The 20,933-nt window shown below is 53.4% G+C and carries 21 protein-coding genes; 10 read left to right on the plus strand and 11 right to left on the minus strand.

From position 1 onward, the window contains the following. The 3 genes from ACFQO0_RS11490 to ACFQO0_RS11500 all read left to right on the plus strand — a co-directional run bounded on the left by ACFQO0_RS11490 (window position 1) and on the right by ACFQO0_RS11500 (window position 2,821). Window positions 1–963: an alpha-E domain-containing protein gene (locus tag ACFQO0_RS11490; protein ID WP_382234730.1), complete on the plus strand. Its 963-nt coding sequence runs from the start codon at window positions 1–3 to the stop codon at window positions 961–963. Continuing rightward, window positions 964–1,767, plus strand: coding sequence for a transglutaminase family protein (locus ACFQO0_RS11495; RefSeq protein ID WP_382234732.1), 804 nt, complete (start codon window positions 964–966; stop codon window positions 1,765–1,767). 175 nt (window positions 1,768–1,942) lie between these two features. Beyond that, the gene (locus tag ACFQO0_RS11500; RefSeq protein ID WP_382234734.1) at window positions 1,943–2,821 is read left to right on the plus strand and encodes a proteasome-type protease; all 879 of its coding nucleotides are present in this window, start codon (window positions 1,943–1,945) and stop codon (window positions 2,819–2,821) included. A gap of 133 nt (window positions 2,822–2,954) precedes the next feature. Here ACFQO0_RS11500 and purM read toward each other — a convergent pair whose 3' ends face one another. Beyond that, on the minus strand, window positions 2,955–3,998 hold the full coding sequence (gene purM, locus ACFQO0_RS11505; RefSeq protein ID WP_382234736.1) for a phosphoribosylformylglycinamidine cyclo-ligase: 1,044 nt from the start codon (window positions 3,996–3,998) through the stop codon (window positions 2,955–2,957). A gap of 358 nt (window positions 3,999–4,356) precedes the next feature. Here purM and hda point away from each other — a divergent pair, with 358 nt between their 5' ends. From hda to panB, 7 genes are all read left to right on the plus strand, one after another. Then, entirely contained in the window at window positions 4,357–5,028 is a 672-nt protein-coding gene (gene hda, locus ACFQO0_RS11510; RefSeq protein WP_382234738.1) for a DnaA regulatory inactivator Hda, read from the plus strand. 93 nt (window positions 5,029–5,121) lie between these two features. After that, complete coding sequence (locus tag ACFQO0_RS11515; RefSeq protein ID WP_382234740.1) at window positions 5,122–5,793, plus strand: histidinol-phosphatase; 672 nt, start codon at window positions 5,122–5,124, stop codon at window positions 5,791–5,793. Continuing rightward, window positions 5,786–7,138, plus strand: a complete 1,353-nt coding sequence (gene pcnB, locus ACFQO0_RS11520; RefSeq protein ID WP_382234742.1) for a polynucleotide adenylyltransferase PcnB — start codon at window positions 5,786–5,788, stop codon at window positions 7,136–7,138. Before ACFQO0_RS11515 ends, pcnB begins: the two co-directional genes overlap by 8 nt. Beyond that, window positions 7,135–7,623 carry a 2-amino-4-hydroxy-6-hydroxymethyldihydropteridine diphosphokinase gene (gene folK, locus ACFQO0_RS11525; protein ID WP_382234744.1) on the plus strand — a complete coding sequence of 163 codons (489 nt, stop codon included), beginning with the start codon at window positions 7,135–7,137 and terminating at the stop codon, window positions 7,621–7,623. Before pcnB ends, folK begins: the two co-directional genes overlap by 4 nt. A gap of 100 nt (window positions 7,624–7,723) precedes the next feature. After that, entirely contained in the window at window positions 7,724–8,071 is a 348-nt protein-coding gene (locus ACFQO0_RS11530) for a DMT family protein (RefSeq protein ID WP_382234746.1), read from the plus strand. Between the two features lie 57 nt (window positions 8,072–8,128). Then, the gene (locus tag ACFQO0_RS11535; protein ID WP_382234748.1) at window positions 8,129–8,770 is read left to right on the plus strand and encodes a deoxynucleoside kinase; all 642 of its coding nucleotides are present in this window, start codon (window positions 8,129–8,131) and stop codon (window positions 8,768–8,770) included. Window positions 8,771–8,772: 2 nt separating this feature from the next. Further along, window positions 8,773–9,603, plus strand: a complete 831-nt coding sequence (gene panB / locus ACFQO0_RS11540) for a 3-methyl-2-oxobutanoate hydroxymethyltransferase (protein WP_382234750.1) — start codon at window positions 8,773–8,775, stop codon at window positions 9,601–9,603. Between the two features lie 110 nt (window positions 9,604–9,713). On the opposite strand, the gene ACFQO0_RS11545 is transcribed toward panB, so the two are convergent. The 10 genes from ACFQO0_RS11545 to ACFQO0_RS11590 all read right to left on the minus strand — a co-directional run bounded on the left by ACFQO0_RS11545 (window position 9,714) and on the right by ACFQO0_RS11590 (window position 20,846). Next, entirely contained in the window at window positions 9,714–10,007 is a 294-nt protein-coding gene (locus ACFQO0_RS11545; RefSeq protein ID WP_382234752.1) for a chorismate mutase, read from the minus strand. 85 nt (window positions 10,008–10,092) lie between these two features. Further along, the gene (gene ypfJ, locus ACFQO0_RS11550) at window positions 10,093–10,950 is read right to left on the minus strand and encodes a KPN_02809 family neutral zinc metallopeptidase (RefSeq protein ID WP_382234754.1); all 858 of its coding nucleotides are present in this window, start codon (window positions 10,948–10,950) and stop codon (window positions 10,093–10,095) included. A gap of 47 nt (window positions 10,951–10,997) precedes the next feature. Beyond that, a complete protein-coding gene (gene can, locus ACFQO0_RS11555; protein WP_382234756.1) occupies window positions 10,998–11,690 on the minus strand; it encodes a carbonate dehydratase in 693 nt (230 codons plus the stop codon). A 185-nt stretch (window positions 11,691–11,875) separates the two neighbouring features. Further along, complete coding sequence (locus ACFQO0_RS11560) at window positions 11,876–12,463, minus strand: chalcone isomerase family protein (RefSeq protein WP_382234757.1); 588 nt, start codon at window positions 12,461–12,463, stop codon at window positions 11,876–11,878. A 119-nt stretch (window positions 12,464–12,582) separates the two neighbouring features. Continuing rightward, entirely contained in the window at window positions 12,583–13,707 is a 1,125-nt protein-coding gene (dnaJ, locus tag ACFQO0_RS11565; RefSeq protein ID WP_382234759.1) for a molecular chaperone DnaJ, read from the minus strand. A gap of 178 nt (window positions 13,708–13,885) precedes the next feature. Next, entirely contained in the window at window positions 13,886–15,829 is a 1,944-nt protein-coding gene (gene dnaK / locus ACFQO0_RS11570; protein WP_382234761.1) for a molecular chaperone DnaK, read from the minus strand. Between the two features lie 93 nt (window positions 15,830–15,922). After that, window positions 15,923–16,459: a nucleotide exchange factor GrpE gene (gene grpE, locus ACFQO0_RS11575; protein WP_382234763.1), complete on the minus strand. Its 537-nt coding sequence runs from the start codon at window positions 16,457–16,459 to the stop codon at window positions 15,923–15,925. A gap of 487 nt (window positions 16,460–16,946) precedes the next feature. Further along, on the minus strand, window positions 16,947–18,053 hold the full coding sequence (gene hemH, locus ACFQO0_RS11580; protein ID WP_382234765.1) for a ferrochelatase: 1,107 nt from the start codon (window positions 18,051–18,053) through the stop codon (window positions 16,947–16,949). A 58-nt stretch (window positions 18,054–18,111) separates the two neighbouring features. Next, window positions 18,112–19,761: a DNA repair protein RecN gene (gene recN / locus ACFQO0_RS11585; protein ID WP_382234767.1), complete on the minus strand. Its 1,650-nt coding sequence runs from the start codon at window positions 19,759–19,761 to the stop codon at window positions 18,112–18,114. A gap of 146 nt (window positions 19,762–19,907) precedes the next feature. After that, complete coding sequence (locus ACFQO0_RS11590; protein ID WP_382234769.1) at window positions 19,908–20,846, minus strand: NAD kinase; 939 nt, start codon at window positions 20,844–20,846, stop codon at window positions 19,908–19,910. Window positions 20,847–20,933: the final 87 nt, after the last annotated feature.

The raw sequence follows: 20,933 nt of genomic DNA on the forward strand, positions 1-20,933 counted from the left end.
ATGCTCAGCCGCACCGCCGATCACCTGTTCTGGATGGCGCGTTACACGGAACGTGCCGAAAATACCGCGCGCATGCTGGACGTCAATGTCCAGACTGCGCTGCTCCCGCAATCTGCCCGCGCAGCTGAACAAAGCTGGCGCGCCACGCTCGGCATCTCCGAGCTGCAGGAAGCCTTTGACGAGAAGTACAGCAAACTGACGCCAAAAGACGTGTTGCACTTCATGGTGCGCGATACCACGCATCCGTCTTCAATTTCCTCCTATCTGCGTGCCGCTCGCGAAAACGCACGCGCGGTGCGCGGAACACTGACGACGGAAGTCTGGGAAACCCACAACACTACCTGGCTTGAGCTTTCCAATCAGTTAAAGGAAAGCGAGTTCGAACAGGACCCCAGCCAGTTTTTTGAATGGGTCAAGCATCGCTCGCATCTGTCGCGCGGCGTGACCTTCGGCACCATGTTATCGGACGAAGCGTTGTACTTTATTCGTCTCGGCACCTTTCTTGAGCGCGCCGACAATACGGCACGGATACTCGATGTAAAGTTTCATGGCGCCAGCGCGGCCGTGCAGTCAGGTGAAAAACTCGGCAATGAAAATCAGCGCGATTTTTATTACTGGGCGGCGATCCTGCGCTCGGTCTCTGCATTTGAAATCTATCGCAAGGTTTATCGCGATGCGATCACGCCTGCACGCGTTGCCGATCTGCTGATGCTGAACGCCGACATGCCGCGCTCGCTACTGGCGAGTCTGACGGAAGTCTTGCGCAATCTGCGTTATGTGAGCGCTGATGTATCCAGCGATACGTTACGCTTTGCAGGCAAGTTGCATGCGGATCTGAAATTCGCCCGGATTGAGGATATTCTGGAAGAAGGTTTGCATGATTACCTGACCGAATTCCTTGAAAACATATTTGAACTGGGTAATCGCGTCAGCCGCGATTTCCTGGTACCACTGGTAGCCTAAATGCGACTCGCCATACGTCACGAAACGCTTTACCGCTATACGTCTCCACTGGCGTACACGATTCAGCAACTGCGCCTGACACCGCGTATCGAAATGCATCAACAAATGCTGGCGTGGCATATCGATACCTCTGGACAGCGCAATGCATTTACGGATGCCTACGGCAATCTGTGTCACATGCTGACCATTACTGGTAACCATGATGAAGTACGTATTGTGGTCAGCGGCGAAATCGAGGTCATGCCGCTCTTTCTGGGACGTCTGCACGAAACTGGCACATTATCACCGCTAGTGTTTACCGTCACGACACGCCTGACCGAACCCAGCGAGGGGATACGTGCCTTCGCTTCGCAAAATCTGCGTGGCAATCAAAGCGAAGACCTGTTGCAACTCGCTGCAGCCATTTGCGGTGCAGTCTCGTACCAAAGCGGTGCAACTGGCGTAACGACAACCGCCAACGATGCACTGTTGTTGGGTCAGGGCGTGTGTCAGGATCATGCACATCTATTTATTGCCTGCTGTCACATGCGGAATATTCCGGCGCGTTATGTATCCGGTTATATCAACTCCGGCAGTAGCGGTCATGCAGAAAGCCATGCGTGGGTCGATGTCTGGGTCGCGGAGGATGATTTCACCGGCTGGGTCAGTATCGACGTCACCCATGCCTGCTACGCCAGTGATGCGCATTGTCGTCTGGCAGTAGCGCGCGACTACGATTCTGCCGCACCGGTCAGCGGCGTGCGACGCGGCGGCGGCGAAGAGTCGTTGGATGTGCGCGTCAACGTGACACCCTTGTCGCAATAAACAAGCAACCAAAAATGTCCGTGACCGCCGGCCATCCTCGCGCAATCATCCAGCCTGATGCGGGTGACAACAGGCATTTTTTGTGTAAACGACCATACCGTTGTTTTGTTCCCCTGCGCCAACAATGGCGGGGTGATTCCTGTAAAATTCGTGTTTTGCTTTTTCTCTCACTGTCATGACTTATTGTGTTGCGATGCGTCTGGATGCGGGATTGGTTTTCCTATCCGATTCGCGAACGAATGCCGGGGTCGATCATATCGGCACCTTTAGAAAAATGACGGTTTTTGAGACACCGGGCGATCGCATGATGGTCTTGATGACCGCCGGCAATTTATCGATTTCGCAATCCGTACGACAGATCGTGGCCGAACACGTCACGGCTAGCGGTAAAAGTATCTGGAATGCGACGACGATGTATGAAGCAGCGCAAGTCGTCGGTGAAGTAATCCGTATCGTGCGGGAACGCGATGCCAATTCACTGCAACAATTCGGTATCGACTTCAATGTCAGCATGATTTTTGGTGGCCAGATCAAGGGCGAACGCTGCCGCTTGTTCCAGATGTATTCTGCTGGTAACTTCATTGAGTCGCACGACGAAAATACTTACTTCCAGATCGGTGAAGCCAAATACGGCAAACCAATTATCGATCGCGTGGTCACGCCACTGACAGGCTTGGATGAAGCGGCAAAGTGCGCGTTGATTTCGATGGACTCTACCTTGCGCTCGAACATCTCGGTCGGTCTGCCTCTTGATCTGCTGATTTATGAGAACGACACCTTGGCCGTAACGCGCTTTGTCACGATTGACGAAGGCAATCAATACTTCCAGATGATCCGCACGACATGGGCCAAGCAGTTGAAAACCGTATTTGAAAGCATCACAGACCCAGTCTGGAATGCGGCACCCGATGCGCATAGCAATGTGCTGTCTAGCGTATCCAGCAAGAGCCAGCCAGTACGTATCGCGCCCCCGCTAGCCTTTGGCATTGATGCCACTCCACCCGGCCCCTTGCAAACACTGGCGCAGGACGATGCAAGCGGCAAGCAACATTGACGTACATGAGTTAAGTTGGGCGTGACAGCGCGCTACTGCATCAACCAGGCAGAAAACGAGAAAGACAAACAAAAAGGGCGGTAGATGCCATTGCATCTACCGCCCTTTTTAATGCTGCAAGCTTTTACCCAGCTTACAGAACGATGGTCTGCGCCTGGCCTTCTTGACGAGCACGGATTTCACCGATGCGCATCACGGTTTCGCCAGCGGCTTTCAATTGTGCGAGCGCGGCATCTGCATTTTCCTTGGCCACGATGACCGTCATGCCGATACCGCAGTTGAACACACGGTGCATTTCCGCATCGGCAACGCCGCCATGCTCTTGCAACCACTTGAACAATGGCGGCATGTCCCATGCACTGCTTTCCAGCACAGCTGTCAGGTGCGGCTGCAGTACGCGCGGGATGTTTTCCACCAAACCGCCGCCGGTGATGTGCACCATGCCTTTGACTTCCATCGCATCCATCAATGCCAGCAAAGGCTTGACGTAAATACGAGTAGGTTCCATCAACACATCCGCCAGTTTGCGACCGTGGAAATCAGCATTCAAGTCAGGCTTGGCCACCGAAATGATCTTGCGTACCAGCGAATAACCGTTGGAGTGCGCGCCCGACGAAGCCAGACCAAGCACGACGTCACCCGGGGTAATTTTAGTGCCGTCGATGATTTTTGATTTTTCCACTGCACCGACTGCAAAACCGGCCAGATCGTATTCACCGGCCGGGTACATGCTAGGCATTTCGGCGGTTTCACCACCGATCAATGCACAACCGGCCTGCTCGCAACCTTTGGCTACGCCTTTGATGACGTCGGTGGCGATCGCCACATCGAGCTTGCCGCAAGCAAAGTAATCGAGGAAAAACAGCGGCTCTGCGCCTTGCACCAGAATGTCATTGACGCTCATCGCGACCAGATCGATGCCGACCGTGTCGTGACGATTCAATTCAAATGCCAGCTTCAGCTTGGTACCGACGCCGTCGGTACCGGATACCAGCACAGGTTCCTTGTACTTCTTGCTGATTTCGAACATGGCACCGAAACCGCCGAGGCCGCCCATCACGCCTTCGCGCATCGTACGTTTGGCAAAAGGCTTGATCGCTTCGACCAGCGCATCGCCTGCATCGATATCAACACCGGCGTCGCGGTAGGAAAGTGAAATATTGGAAGTGGAACTCATGATGTGATAGTCAGCAGAGGCAGTAAAATAGCAGTTGTGGCCGGATGGCTAGCCTGTTGATCAGCGTTGAGTTATCCATAAGGGGCCAGATCAGGGTCGCAATGAACATTCCTCATCGCGGCAAGATCCATACTTTCGAAACTGGACAAAACTGGGTCAATCAGGCTCTATAATTCAAAAAAGCGTTCGAGCAAGCGTTCGGGCAAAGCGGTATTTTATCAAATCGCTCCCCTTCCTCCCTCATTTGATGGCACTTTCTTTGTCGAAGCGACAAAATAGCTGGGGATATGCGGCAGAATTGCAGCAAGCGGTCGGAACAAACTGTATTTTTTAACAATAACAATATGATGAACCACGTATGAGGCAGTTGTTACTCGATTTACCTGCCGAAAAACCGCAAACCCTGGCGTCGTTTGTAATCGGTGCAAATGCAGAGCTGCTCCAGCTGCTGCAGCGCCTGGAACAACAAGTGCCGGTCGGCCTGGACGAGCGCTTTGTCTATCTGTGGGGCGATGCCGCTGCAGGCAAGACCCACTTGTTAAAGGCATTGGCAGCATCTGACACCGCCCTCTATATCCCCGGCGACGCCGCCGCAGATGCGTTTAACTATCGGTCGAGCACCACGCTTTACCTGATCGACGATAGCCACAAACTGTCGCCCGACGCGCAAATCGCCGCCTTCGCCCTTTTCAACCAGGTGCGCGAGCAAGGTGGCTGCCTGCTGGCGGCCGGCAACGTCGCACCGGCAACATTGGCTGTGCGCGAAGATTTGCGCACGCGCTTCGGCTGGGGCCTGATCTATCAGGTGCATGGTTTGAGCGATGACGAAAAGATTGCCGCGCTGACGCATGCCGCCGCTGCACGTGGCCTGACACTGTCGCCCGGCGTGTTACCCTATCTGCTCAATCATTTTGCCCGCGATATGCGCTCTTTATCGGCGATGCTGGACGCACTCGATGAGTATTCTCTGGAAACAAAGCGACCAATTACATTGCCTCTGCTGCGCGAACTGCTGCAACGAAATGACTAACAGATTAACCCGCTAATGAAGGCGCCTTTAAATAGCCTTTTCACCAGTAAATTTTGCTCGAACTTAGCTCGAATTTAGCTTATATACCCACGCATGAACCTTGCTCTCTTTGATTTAGACCACACCCTGCTGCCTATCGACTCCGATCACGAATGGGGTGAGTTCCTGACGCGCACAGGTGCCATCGAACCGCATGCCTTCAAGGCCCGCAACAATGCTTTTTTTGAACAGTACAAAGCGGGAACACTGGACCCGGTCGAATACCTGGAATTCGCACTTAGCACACTGGCACAATTTTCACGCCGGCAAATTGATGAATGGCATCTGGCGTATATGCGCGAAGTCATTGAACCTGTGATCTTGCCGGCTGCCCGTGATTTGGTAAAAAAACATCAGGATGCCGGCGACCTGGTTGCCATCGTCACCGCCACCAATCGTTTCGTCACCGCCCCGATTGCCCGTGCGCTGGACGTCGAACACCTGATCGCCGCCGAACCGGAATTCAACGAAGATGGTTCTATCACCGGAAAATTGCTCGGTGTACCGACCTCCGGTGCGGGTAAAATCACGCATACCAACGCATGGCTGGCGACACGCGGCCTTGCACTGAGCGATTTTCCACGCAGTTACTTTTACAGCGATTCGCAAAACGATATCCCCTTGTTATCCATCGTCACCGACCCGATAGCCACCAACCCCAACGCCTTGCTCACTGCGCACGCCCAAGCGCATGGCTGGCCGATCATCAATCTATTCAATGATTAAAAAGTTCATCCGTCGCATCCTCGGCACCAAACAAAAAACAGGCGATTACACGCAACCTGTCACGCTGACTGCGAAAGAACACGGCATCGATCCGAAGCTGGTTTCGTCCAATGCGATACGCGTTACCAGCAGCCTGCAGGACGCCGGATTCAAGGCCTTCCTGGTCGGCGGTGCAGTGCGCGATTTGCTGCTCGGCGTCAAACCCAAGGATTTCGATATCGCGACCAATGCGACGCCCGAGCAGGTCAAGCGCCTATTCCGTCGCGCCTTCATCATCGGCAAGCGCTTTCAAATCGTGCATGTAATGTTTGGCCAGGATTTGCTGGAAGTCACCACCTTCCGCGGCTCCGCAACCGATGGCGCACCGAAAGATGAACACGGTCGCGTCTTGCGCGACAACACCTTCGGCGAACAGCACGAAGACGCATTGCGACGCGACTTCACCATCAATGCGATGTACTACGATCCAGCCTCACAGATCGTGCTGGACTATCACGGCGGGATTGCAGATATCCGCAACAAGACACTGCGCATCATCGGTGTACCGGAAGAGCGCTATCGTGAAGATCCAGTACGACTGCTGCGCGTAGTTCGGTTTGCGGCCAGACTCAATTTCGCGATCGCGCCGGATACCCGCGCACCGATCGCCGTAATGGCACCGTTGATCAACAACGTACCGGCCGCACGCGTGTTCGATGAAATGCTCAAGCTGTTGATGAGCGGCCATGCCCTTGCCTGTCTGCAGCAATTGCGCAAGGAAGGCTTGCATCACGGCTTGCTGCCTTTACTGGACGTCGTGCTGGAGCAACCGCTGGGTGAAAAATTCGTCCGCCTCGCGTTGGCGAGTACCGATGAGCGCGTCCGGGAAGGCAAACCCGTCTCGCCAGGATTCCTGTTTGCGTCGCTGTTATGGCATCAGGTTGTCGAAAAATGGAATGCCTATCAGGCGGCCGGCGAATATCCGATTCCTGCCTTGCATTTGGCTGCTGACGATGTCTTGAATACGCAAACCGACAAACTCGCATTGCAACGCAAAATCGCCTCTGACATGCGCGACATCTGGGCGATGCAACCGCGCTTCGACAGACGCGTCGGCAAGACACCATACAAATTGCTCGAACATCTGCGCCTGCGCGCCGGCTACGACTTCCTGCTGCTGCGTTGCGCATCCGGCGAGATTGATAGTGAAATTGGCGAATGGTGGACTGCGTTCATCGCCGGCGATGGTGCCGAGCGCGAAGAACTGTTGGCGAAAAAATCCGTCACCACTAATGAAGGCCCGGCGAAGAAACGTCCACGTCGCCGTCGCAAACCTGCAGGTGCAGCGGCAGGAAAACCTGAATGACAGACAGGCAGATTGTTGCCTGCATAGGCATAGGCTCGAATCTGGGCGACGCTGAAGACAATGTACGCAATGCGCTGCTTGAGTTAGCCAAGCTGCCGTCAAGCAGCTTGACGGGACAATCGTCCTTGTTCCGTACTGGGCCGATAGACGCCGATGGCGATGACTACATCAATGCTGTCGCTCGCGTTAGCACCAGTTTATCCGCTGAAGAATTACTGCAAGCCTTGCTGCAACTGGAACAAGATTTCGGCCGTGAGCGCTCTTATCTGAATGCCCCGCGCACGCTGGATCTGGACGTTTTGCTGTACGGCGATCAAATCATTTCGACGTCAACATTAACGGTGCCACATCCACGCATGACGGCGCGCGCCTTCGTCTTGATTCCGTTGCTGCAGATCGATCCTTTTATCCAGATTCCAGGCCTAGGAGCGGCTCATCTATTCGTTCCCGGCGTAGCAAAGCAAGCCATTCAAAAAATTGCCTGATCATATTTCCTGAAACTTAAATCAAGGTTGAGTCGGGAATGAAATCATGGCCCACCCCATCAAATATGATGACCAAGTCCTAGTCCCTTATTGAGACGCCATGCAAATTCCCGTCATCGTTCAAACCGTCGGCTTGCTGACGTTATCCAATGTCTTCATGACCATTGCCTGGTATGGACATTTGAAAGGCTTGTCGTCAAAACCGTGGTGGATCGCCGCTCTGATCAGCTGGGGTATTGCGCTGTTTGAATACCTGTTGCAGGTACCGGCCAACCGCATCGGCTATACACAGTTCAGTCTGGCCCAACTGAAAATTATGCAAGAAGCGATTACACTCACGGTGTTCGTCCCGTTCGCAATCATTTTCATGGACCAACCGTTCAAACTTGATTATGTATGGGCAGCACTCTGCCTAGTGGGTGCGGTTTATTTTATTTTCCGCGCATGAATCTGAAAATTTCGACATGCTGCACTAACACGGCTAACCAAGGCCAGATAGATCATTATGGATTTTGAAAAATACAAATACGTTGTCGTCGAAGGTGCGATCGGTGCCGGCAAGACCACCCTCGCCAGCAAGCTTGCAGCGCAATTAGGAGCACAAACCCTGCTGGAAATGCCGGAAGAAAATCCATTTCTGGAAAAGTTCTATCGCGATGCCGCTCGTTACGCACTGCCGACACAAATGTTTTTCCTGTTCCAGCGCATGAATCAATTGCGCGAACTTGCCCAGCCAGATTTATTTGACGCACGCATCGTGTCTGATTTTTTGTTGGACAAAGACCCCATTTTTGCCCGCCTGACTCTAGGGGATGATGAGTTAGCGCTGTATCAACAGCTATACGATCACTTGCGTCCGCAGGCTCCCTTGCCTGACCTTGTGATTTATCTGCAAGCCGAGCCGGAGACGCTGATCGACCGCATTCGTAAGCGTGGCATCTCGATAGAAGCAGGCATTTCGGAGCCGTACATGCAGCGTCTGTGCGAAAGTTATAGCCGCTTCTTCTACGATTATGATGCTGCGCCTTTACTGATCATCAATACGGAAAATCTGAACCCTATCGATAATGACGAAGACTTTGGACTCTTGTTGACACGCATTGCAAGCATGCGCGGCAAGCGTGAATTTTTTAGTCGTGGAGAATAAGTATGGCCAGCTATCTGCAGGAAAATGAATCCGCCGGCCGCAGCAAGGCCATCACCGTACCTGCGCTGTTTGCATTGCGCGAAAAGGGCGAGAAAATCACCATGCTGACCGCCTACGATGCCAGCTTCGCCGCATTGATGGATATGTGTGGCGTCGAGACCCTGCTGGTCGGCGATTCGCTCGGCATGGTGTGTCAGGGACATAACTCAACCTTGCCGGTCACCATAGATGACGTCGCCTATCACACTGCGAGCGTGGCGCGCGGCAACAAGACTGCGCTATTGTTGGCTGATATGCCTTTCGGTACGTATGCGACGCCCGAGCAAGCCTTCGCCAACGCGCTGAAACTGATACAGGCTGGCGCACAAATGGTCAAGATTGAAGGTGGTGCATGGGTAGTCGATACCGTACGCTTCCTAGTTGAGCGTGAAATCCCGGTCTGTGCGCATCTCGGCCTGACGCCGCAATCGGTGCATCGCTTCGGCGGTTACAAGGTACAAGGCAAAACAGCGGAAGCGGCCAAACAGTTGAAAGACGATGCGCTCGCCTTGCAAGCTGCCGGTGCGTCCTTGCTGATACTGGAAGCAATCCCGGCAAGCCTGGGGAAGGAAGTGACGGATATATTGACGATGCCAACCATAGGAATAGGTGCCGGTCCGGATTGTTCGGGTCAGGTATTGGTGATGCATGATTTCATCGGCGTCTTCCCTGGCAAAAAAGCGCGCTTCGTGAAGAACTTCATGGAGGGACAGACCAGCATAGAAGGTGCAGTGCGCGCGTATATCCGCGAGGTCAAGGAAGGTACTTTCCCGGCACCGGAACATTGCTTCTGAAATGACCGACTGATGGGGGCATTGCAGTCCTTGATATCTAAGACTGCAGCGAGCATTGAAAATGTCAGTGAAATTTTATGCAGCAACGATTCTGAATCGTTACTGCATTTTTATTGAAATGCTGTTTGCACGGCAATTGCACGGTGATTGATGACGACTTCATCGATGATGCCGCGAAACAGATTCTGCACTACCGCCGGTTTGACGCCGAATTCATTTGCCAGCTCGGTATAGCGTTGTGCCTGACGTGCTTCACGTTCAGGATCAATTGCACTCAATTTCTTTTGCGCCTTCAACACGCCAACTTGATTGGTAATGTCGAAGCGCTGGGCTAACAGCTCAACAAGGTGTGCATCGATCTTGTCGATCTCGATGCGCAGTGCTGCCAATTCGGGATGTTCCATTTACTCTCTCCTGCTCAATCTACGCGACCTGCTGTTCACTTCTTCAGGCACGCGATCATCATCAAATGTCGTTTATTAATCTAAATCAAAGCTGTCTGGCAGCGAAGGTATTGCAGGAATTCAAATCGCCTTCTTGAATTCCGCGCTGAAACCAGCGCACGCGTTGTGCCGAAGTGCCATGAGTAAAGGAATCAGGGACAACATGACCTTGCGACTGCTTCTGCAAGGTGTCATCACCGATTGCGCTGGCTGCCTTCAAGGCACTTTCTACGTCGCCGTCTTCCAGAATGCTGCGCGCCTGATTAGCGTGATAGGCCCACACACCGGCAAAACAATCCGCCTGCAGCTCCAGTTTGACCGAAATCGCATTCACCTGTTTTTGCGTACCGCTGCGACGTACCTGTTCGACTTTTTCAGTAATGCCGCTGATGTGCTGCACGTGATGACCGACTTCATGCGCGATCACGTAAGCCTGTGCAAAATCGCTGGAGACCCGAAAGCGGTCGCGCATGGTTTGATAAAACGCGAGATCTATATAAATCTTTTGATCGCCGGGGCAATAAAACGGACCGGATGCCGTGTCACCGGTACCGCAAGCGGTTGGTGTCTGGCCGGTAAACAACACCAGTTTCGGCTTGATATAGATCGCACCTTGCTCTCTGAAAATCGGGCCCCAGGTATCTTCGGTATCGGCCAAAACCGTGGCGACAAAGCGCGCCATGGGATCATCCGCCGGTGGACGTTGTGCAGGCTCCTGCTGCGTGATCTGACCGCCACCACCACTCAACAAGCTGATAATGGTCGCCGGACTGACGCCGAAAAAGTACGAACCCAGCAAAGCAATAACGATGGTTCCGATACCGATGGAACGCCCGCCAAAACCGCCGCCACCGCCACGCCTGTCTTCTACGTTGTCGCTTTCGCGATTACCTTCCCATTTCATGACGTCTCCAGTCCGGTACTGTCACCGGATTATGATCCTAAATAAAATCAGGATGCAGAATGCGCAGTCACTTCAGCTTCATAACGCGCAAAGCTGTTCTTCAACTTTTCATCCGCCGCATCGGGACAATCAATCGTCACGCCCAGATCGCCCAGCAAGCCATCCTTCAAGCCGTACACCCAGCCGTGGATAGTCAGTTCCTGCCCACGCTCCCATGCATCCTGCACGATGGTCGTGCGGCATACATTGGCTACCTGTTCGATCACATTCAATTCGCATAAACGATCATGCTGCGCCTGCGTCGGCAAGGCATCGCCCAGATACCGGCCATACTTTTGATGCACATCCTGCACATGACGCAACCAGTTATCCGCCAAACCTACGCGGCGGCGGGTCATCGCGGCATGCACGCCGGAACAGCCGTAATGGCCGCAGACGATCACATGCTTGACACCCAATACATCGATTGCGAACTGCAGCACCGACAAACAGTTCAGATCGGAATGCGCAACCACATTGGCGATGTTCCTGTGCACGAATAGTTCGCCCGGTGCCAGGTCGACTATTTCATTTGCCGGTACGCGGCTGTCGGAGCAGCCTATCCACAAGTATTCAGGCGATTGTTGGGATGCAAGCTTGACGAAAAAGTCCGGATCTTCCGCCACCTTGTCAGCTGCCCATGCACGATTTTTCTGGAACAGCTGTTCCAGCGCGAGTACTTCTTTGTTTTTTTCTGTCATTTCAATCAATCCGGCTTCGGGCTGATACGCAAGCGGCGCATCAGCAATGGCGCCATTTTATCCGGAATCATCATCAATCGACGAGTCGCATGAGGCTCAGTCGATTTCATGAAAAAAACGCCGCCCATACCAGGCGGCGATTTTCCGTTGATGGCGACATCACAAGCGCAAACGGGAAGTACGCTTCACGGTTCCGACAGCAACTGACGCTTGAGTTTATCGTCTACCGGCTTGCTCCCCAGCCAGATGCGCAACACTGCGTTGTAAAACGCCGCATCGTTCATTGGCTCAAGTATTTTCTTCCCGTTCAGAATTACCACCATGCCGCTACCGGGTACCCAGTCGAGATTCAGCACATCACCCTGTTTAAGCTCTGCAATAGACGTAAACATGGCATTGAACCTGGCCATCGGTGCAGACAGCGTAACGCGCTCGGCGGCATCGGTATTCTGCTCAATGCCGACAGCAAAGGCTTTGCCGAATTCCTCGCTACCGACGTCGCGCAACATAACGAGCGTGACCCGGCGCGCGCCCGCAGCCGCCAGTACATCGGACACAGTAGTTTTCTTGTCGGTCAGATACAAGCCAATTACGTACACCTTGAACACTACTTTGTGGCGTATGCCGGCCCCATTCAAACGGAGATTCTGGTCCACCAGCCTGACGCTGTCGTCGAGCTTGATGCCAGCCAGTTCGACTGCAGATGCGGCGTGGGCAAAGCTCAGCGCGCAAGATACGGCGAGGATGCAGCCGATTGCCTTGAAGGTTTGCATGGCGTCTCCAGTGATTTTTGTATACCAGCATAGAAGCTTGTGGCAACGGGATCAACCAGAAAAAATGCCGGTCGATTTCTCGGCCGGCATGGGGTAGACATATAGTAAGGCTGGAATGCTTATTCGAAGAATTCCTTGACCTTGTCTTTCCATGACTTGGTTTGCGGGCTGTGTTTCGAGCCGCCTTCTATCGTCAGCTCTTCAAACTCGCGCAGCAATTCCTTTTGTCTTTCGGTCAGCGTGACTGGCGTTTCCACCACCACGTGACAGAACAGATCGCCGGCATAACCGGAGCGCACGCCCTTGATACCTTTGCTGCGCAGTCGGAAAGTCTTGCCCGACTGCGTGCCTTCAGGAATCGTGAACGATGCCTTGCCGCTCAAGGTCGGCACTTCGATTTCACCGCCCAAAGCCGCTTTTGCAAAGGAGATCGGAATTTCGCAATGCAAGTCATCGCCTTCGCGCTGGAACATCGGATGTTGCTTGATGCGAATTTCCACATACAGATCGCCCGGCGGCCCGCCATTCATGCCAGGCTCGCCATTACCAGATGAACGTATCCGCATGCCGTCGTCGATACCGGACGGAATTTTGACTTCCAGCGTTTTGTTGCGCTTGATCTTGCCGGCGCCACTACATGCAGTACAAGGTGACGGATTAATCTTGCCGCTGCCGTGACATTTCGGACAGGTTTGCAGCACGCTGAAGAAGCCTTGCTGCATTCTGACTTGACCATGTCCACCGCAAGTCGTGCATGTGATAGGCGCCGTGCCTGGTTTGGCACCACTACCGTCACAGGTTTCGCAACTATCCCACGAAGGAACACGGATCGTCGTGTCGTAACCGTGTGCGGCCTGTTCGAGCGTGATTTCGAGGTTGTAACGCAGATCGGCACCGCGATAAACCTGCGGGCCGGCGCGACCACCACGGCCGCCGCCGGCTTGACCGAAAATGTCACCGAAAATGTCACCGAAGGCATCGGCAAAACCGCCGCCCCCACCTCCGCCACCCATATTCGGGTCTACGCCGGCATGGCCGTAACGGTCATAGGCATCGCGCTTCTGGGGATCAGACAACATTTCGTAGGCTTCTTTGGCCTCTTTGAATTTGTCTTCCGCACCCTTGCTATCCGGATTGCGATCCGGATGATGCTTCATCGCCAGCTTGCGATAGGCCTTCTTGATTTCTTCATCGGAAGCATTCTTTGCCAAGCCAAGAATTTCGTAAAAATCACGTTTTGCCATCTGTAGGCACCCTGTTTCTTTATGTACTTATTTATGCAAAACGCCGAGTCGAGGTTTTTCAACCTTGAACCCGGCGAGTCTTACGACATCAGACGATTAACAAATCACAGCACTTCGCACAATTAATTAAAGTGCCAGGCAGCTTTGCCATTCACATCCAGGCCGCTTGACCAATCAATTATTTGTCTTTTACTTCTTTAAAGTCAGCATCAACGACATCGTCCTGCTGCGCCTTGGCTTCTGCATGACCGGCATCGGCACCTGCATCAGCAGCGCCTGCTCCGGCAGCTTGCTGCGCTTGCATGTCGGCATACATCTTCTCGCCGAGTTTTTGCGCGGCTGCCGACAAGGCTGCGGATTTTTCATCGATAGCGGCTTTGTCGCTGCCTTTCAATGCGTCTTCCAGATCCTTGATCGCTGCTTCGATTTTTTCCTTCTCGCCGGTTTCCAGTTTGTCGCCGTATTCTGCCAGCGATTTGCGGGTCGAATGCACCAGTGCATCGCCTTGGTTGTGCGCTTCGGCGACTTCTTTCAGACGTTTGTCTTCTTCCGCATTGGCTTCGGCGTCCTGCACCATTTTTTGAATTTCTTCTTCGGTCAAACCTGAATTTGCCTTGATGGTGATCTTGTTTTCCTTGCCGGTAGCCTTGTCTTTCGCGCCGACGTGCAAGATACCGTTAGCGTCGATGTCGAAGGTCACTTCAATCTGCGGCGTACCGCGTGCCGATGGTGGAATACCTTCCAGATTGAATTCGCCCAAGCCTTTGTTGCCCACTGCCATTTCGCGCTCACCTTGGTAAACCTTGATGGTTACCGCAGGCTGATTGTCGTCAGCGGTCGAGAATACTTGCGAGAACTTGGTCGGGATCGTGGTGTTTTTCTGAATCATCTTGGTCATCACGCCACCCAGGGTTTCGATACCGAGTGACAGTGGTGTAACGTCGAGCAACAACAGATCTTTACGATCGCCGGACAAGACCGAACCTTGAATCGCTGCACCGACTGCAACCGCTTCATCAGGATTGACGTCTTTGCGTGGTTCCTTGCCAAAGAAGTCTTTGACTGTCTCTTGCACTTTAGGCATACGGGTCATGCCGCCAACCAGAATGATGTCGTCGATGTCCGATACTTTGACGCCAGCATCCTTGATCGCCATTTTGCATGGCTCGATGGTTTTCGCGATCAGTTCTTCAACCAGCGATTCCAGTTTGGCACGCGTGATTTTCAGGTTCAAATGGACAGGTGCGCCATTCGCCATCGCGATGTACGGTTCGTTGATTTCGGTTTGCTGCGACGACGACAATTCGATCTTCGCGCGTTCTGCCGAAGCCTTGATGCGTTGCAGTGCAATCGCGTCTTTGCTCAGGTCGAGACCGTTGATTTTTTTGAATTCGTCAATGATGTAATCGATGATGCGTTGATCGAAATCTTCACCGCCGAGGAAGGTGTCGCCATTGGTCGACAAGACTTCAAATTGCATTTCGCCATCAACGTCAGCGATTTCGATAATCGAGATATCGAAGGTACCGCCGCCCAGATCGTACACGGCAATCTTGCGATCGCCCTTGCCGCCCTTGTCGAGGCCGAACGCCAACGCTGCCGCGGTTGGCTCATTGATGATGCGTTTGACATCCAGACCGGCGATACGGCCAGCGTCTTTGGTTGCCTGACGTTGTGCATCGTTGAAGTACGCAGGAACGGTAATGACTGCTTCAGTCACTTCTTCGCCGAGGTAATCTTCAGCGGTTTTTTTCATTTTGCGCAGGATTTCTGCAGAGATTTGCTGTGCCGCGAGTTTTTTGTCGCGCACCGAAATCCATGCATCGCCGTTGTCGGCTTTGACGATTTGATACGGCATCATGCCGATATCTTTCTGCACTTCTTTTTCGTCGAATTTACGGCCGATCAAACGCTTGACTGCGTACAGCGTGTTTTTAGGATTGGTGACAGCCTGGCGTTTGGCAGGTGCGCCAACGAGAATTTCGCCGTCTTCCTGATATGCGATCACGGATGGCGTAGTACGTGCACCTTCCGAGTTTTCGATGACTTTAGGCTTGCCACCTTCCATGATTGCTACGCAGGAGTTGGTCGTGCCCAAATCGATACCGATTATTTTGCCCATGATGGTCTTTCCCTTAAATGTCTGTAATACGAAATATTGGTTAACTACGAAATTTGATGTGTCTCATATGCGGTGCGAATGCGTGCTTTCAAGCTATTTTTCTTGTGCCACGGTCACCAAGGCCGGTCGCAACAGGCGATCAGCGATCAAATAGCCTTTTTGCAGTGTGCTGACGATGGTGTTGGCTTCCTGATCTGCCGGCACCATTGAAATCGCCTGATGCTTCATCGGGTCCAGCTTGTCGCCTTGCTGCGGCTTGATTTCCAGCAAACGGTTTTTTTCGAAGGCAGCGCTCAACTGCTTCAAGGTCATTTCGACGCCTTCCTTCAAGGATTCGATAGACGGTGTTTCAACTTGCAAAGCCATTTCCAGGCTGTCTTTTACCGGCACCAGCGCTTCGGCAAAACCTTCAATCGCAAACTTGTGCGCTCGGGTCACGTCTTCCTGCGCGCGACGACGGAAATTCTCGACTTCGGCCTTGGCACGCAAGAATGAATCCTGCAATTCCTGCACCAATTGCTGCGAAGCTGCGAGTTGCTCTTCCAGCGTCTGCGCAGGGGACGCGGTTTCCGGCGCCGCAGGCTGATCTATCGAAGCGGCTTGCTCGGCGTATTTATCCTGGTCTTGCATGAAAAAATCTCCAACAATCAATGAGTTATGACAAAAATTGTCAATGCGACACAACACATGAGGCTATCCCTTACTATTTCAAGGGGTATTTTTGAGAAATGTGCATAAATGCATAAAGCGGCGATGATATCCCGCTTATAAGCGCGTTACGAGCGGCTTATTACAAAAATCACCTATCCATGGGATGGTATTTTGCTGCACGGGAGCTAGGCTATAGGTAGAAAGAGGTGTTTACGTCGTCGTAGCCTGAGGAACGTATCGTGAAACTGCCGCTTATTTCCGTGTCGATCATTGCCTATACCGCAATTGCAGTTGCCATCATCTGCTATACCAACCTGTAAAAGCGGAGCAGATAATCACAGCTCAGGTGAACAGAGCCTACTTTCACAACAGTAGTTTTGCGCTGGCAACTGCCGTTTTTTCCACTCATACCTAGACCTTGTGTGCAGAATTGCTGCCAAGCTGCAGACAATCCGGCCTTCAAACGCTATTCTGACGCACCCAGCCGCATGGCGTCTGCTTTGGAAATCTGCGCCTGCGCTTCGCGCTCCGCGCGCATAGCTGGCGATAAAATCGTCGGCCAGCCTATCATGTGCAATTCCGCAATCTGCGACAGTGCCTTGATCCAGGCGTCGTCTTCATTCAGGCAAGCAATGTAATTAAAGTCCTTGCCGCCGGCCTGCAGAAAATCGTGGCGCACTTCCATCGCGATTTCCTCCAGCGTTTCCAGGCAATCGCTGGTGAAGCCCGGGCAAATCACGTCTATGCGTTGAACGCCTTCCTGCGCCAGTTTTTTTACGGTAGGCGCGGTATACGGTTGCAGCCATTCTGCCTTGCCGAAGCGCGACTGGAACGTCACCAGATATTGATCCTGGGTCAAACCCAGTTCCTTCGCCAGCAAACGCGCGGTCTTGTGGCATTCGCAGTGATAGGGATCGCCAAGCAGCAAGGTACGCTTCGGCACACCGTGAAAACTCATGACCAGCTTGTCCGGACGCCCAGACATATCCCAGTGAGCAAGCACTGACTTTTGCAAAGCACGGATATAGGCGTCGTGGTCATGGTAATGCTTGATGAACCGTAACTCAGGTACATTGCGCTCTTGCGCATAATGCTTGAATATTGCGTCGAAAATCGATGCCGTGGTGGTCGCCGAATACTGCGGATAGGCGGGCAATACCAGAATACGTTCACAACCGTCCGCCTTCAACTGACGTAACACTTGCGGCACCGACGGGCTACCGTAACGCATTGCATATTCGACCCGCACCTCGTGACCGCGCGCGCCCAGATAACCTCTCAGCAGCTTCGCCTGTTTTTCGGTATGCACTTTGAGCGGTGAGCCCTCATTGGTCCAGATCGATGCGTATTTTTTAGCCGACTTGCCGGAACGAAACGGCAAAATGATCAGGTTCAGAATGAACCACCAGATCGCACGCGGAATTTCCACGACCCGCGGATCGGACAGAAACTCCCTTAAATACGGCCGCACCGCCGACGCTGTCGGCGCATTTGGCGTACCGAGATTGATCAGCACCACGGCCGTTTTTGGCACGCTGCCATGGGAGTACGGCGGTTCAGTTCTATATGACATGGGGACCTGGAATGTAATTAGTGATGCAAGGGACCCGCTGGGGCGAAACAGTGGTGGTTCACGTAGCCAGCAACTCACGGGCATGCGAGCGCGTGGTCGCGGTGATTTCCAGTCCGCCTAGCATGCGCGCGATTTCTTCCACGCGGGCGTGATCGTCGAGCGCATCGATAGACGATAAAGTTTTGCCGTTGTGACTTTGCTTGCTGACTTGAAAATGTTGATTGGCCTGACTGGCGACTTGCGGCAAATGCGTGACACACAAAACTTGTCGGTCCTGCCCCAGCTTGCGCAGCAGGCGGCCGACCACTTCGGCCACGCCGCCACCGATGCCGCTATCGACCTCATCGAAAATCAGCGTCGGCGTCGCGGTGGCACTCGATGTGATGACGGAAATCGCCAATGCGATCCGCGCCAGCTCACCACCCGAAGCAACTTTAGCGAGCGGGCGCGGTGTCGTGCCGGCATGGGCGGCAACCATGAATTCGATTTGCTCCATACCGTAGGACGCCGGTTCGCAAGGCTGCAGGGCAATCGCGAATTTGCCGCCTGTCATACTAAGTTCCTGCATTGCGACAGTCACTGCATCGCTCAATGCTTTGGCGGCCTTGGCACGCGCCTTGGATAGTTTTTGCGCCGCAGCCACATAGGCGACTTTCAATTTTTCTTCCTGTGCACGCAAGGCGTCAAGATCGCTGGCGTCGGCCAGTTGCTTCAGTTGCGCAGACAAGGTTTCCAGTTCCTGCGGCAAGTCATCTGCAGCCACATGGAACTTGCGGGAAGCGGAATGGATGTTTTCCAGACGCGTTTCCACTTCGCGCAAACGCGCCGGGTCCAGTTCAACACGGCTCAAATAATCATTCAATGCGTAGACAGCTTCCTGCAATTGAATGCGCGCAGGTTCCAGCGCATCCAGTACCGGTTGCAAACCGGCGTCGAGATCGACCAGTTTTCCGATACGGATATTGAGTGAGGCCAGTTGCGACAACATCGGTACTGAATCCGATTCGGATATCAGGGTCAGCGCATCTTGCGCACCTTCGATCAAACTGGCCGCATGTGACAGGCGGCTGTGTTCATTGCTGATGTCAGCCCATTCGCCGGGTTTGACCGACAGTTTTTCCAGTTCGCCGACTTGCCATTCAAGGCGTTCACGTTCCAGCAACACATTCTTGGCATTGGTTTCGAATTCTTCGCGTTGCCTTGCAAGTGCGCGCCAGGTTTTATACGCGGTGGCAACGGCTTTCACCTCATCCTGCAAACCGGCTTGGTTATCCAGCAATACACGTTGCGCATCCTGCTTCAGCAGCGACTGATGTGCATGCTGGCCGTGGATATCGACCAGTTTTTCACCCAGCTCGCGCAACTGCGTTGCGGTCGCGGCGATGCCATTGATGAAGGCTTTGGAGCGCCCTGCATTATCGATCACACGACGCAGCAAAGCGCCGCCCTCTTCATTAGCACATTCATTTTCGGCGAGCCAGGCATCGAGTTCAGGGCAGGCAGAAAATTCAGCCGTAATGTCCGCCTTAGGTGCGCCTTCGCGGACAACGCTGGCGTCGCCGCGCCCGCCCAGGGCCAAGGCCAAGGCGTCGATCAGGATCGATTTGCCCGCACCCGTTTCACCGGTAAATACCGAGAAGCCTGATGAGAACTCAAGTTCGATCGCTTCGACGATCACGAAATCGCGGATGGAAAGCGTGCGCAACATGTGGAGTGGATTCTTCCCGAGTAGTTCGATCTTGCTGCGAGCAACGCAGCAAGTGAAAATTAGATTTGGACCGGCGTAACAGTGGCTAAATATAACTCAAACGAGGCTGCAAAAGACCAGATGCACGCGGGCTCTGGTCCTGCCAATTATTTTAATCGTCCGTGCACCGACGGATATTCGTTCCAGTGCAATTTCTCGCGTAAGGTATCGTAATAACTCCACCCTTCAGGATGCAGGAAGGTAATCGTATCCTCGGCACTTTTCACAATGATGCGATCGCCGTGCTGCAGGCGCGCCACCGATTGCATGTCAAAATTAACGTTGCTGTCACGACCACCGACGACCTCGATCACGATTTCACTGGATTCAGACACAACGATAGGTCGATTCGACAATGCGTGCGGGGCAATCGGCACCAGCACGATGCCGGACAGACTAGGATGCAGCAAAGGGCCGCCGGCAGATAAAGAATAGGCCGTTGAGCCGGTCGGCGTCGCAACAATCAAACCATCGGAGCGTTGGTTATACATATAGTGTCCGTCGACATGCACGCACAGCTCGACCATGCCGGAACCCGAACCGCGCGATAGTACGACATCGTTCAAGGCCAGCGTGTGATGCATGACGGAACCATCACGCTCTAGCGTGCCTTGCAGCAGACTGCGTTTTTCGGAGGTGACCTTGCCGTTCAACATCTCTTGTAATAGCGGCATCATGTCATCGAGCGAGATGTCGGTCATGAAACCGAGCCTGCCCTGATTAATCCCTATCATGGGTACATGGTAAGGCGCCAATTGGCGCGCAATACCGAGCATGGTGCCGTCGCCACCGACGATGATCGCCACATCGGCGAGCTCGCCAATGTCGATCAGGTCCATCGATTCATAGCGATCGAGATGGAAGCGATCGGCAGTCTGCGTACCGAACACCACGCGGCGGCCGGTTTCCTTCAGGAAATCGGCAATCTGGGTCAATGAGTGTGCAATATCGTCAACCGAATGCGCGGTCTCACCCGCTTTTTGCTTGGCGAAAATCGCAATGGTCTGGAACGACGAGGCTGTATAGGGATGTGAGGTAGGCAACATGCTGCAGATTAGACCATAATTCCTCTTTATCTTGCACTATGCGATGCCGCATGAGCAGGAATAAATTTTAAACACCATGGCAAAATC

Origin of the sequence: Herminiimonas aquatilis (assembly GCF_042665175.1) — a bacterium.
Classification (GTDB): domain Bacteria; phylum Pseudomonadota; class Gammaproteobacteria; order Burkholderiales; family Burkholderiaceae_D; genus Oxalicibacterium; species Oxalicibacterium aquatilis.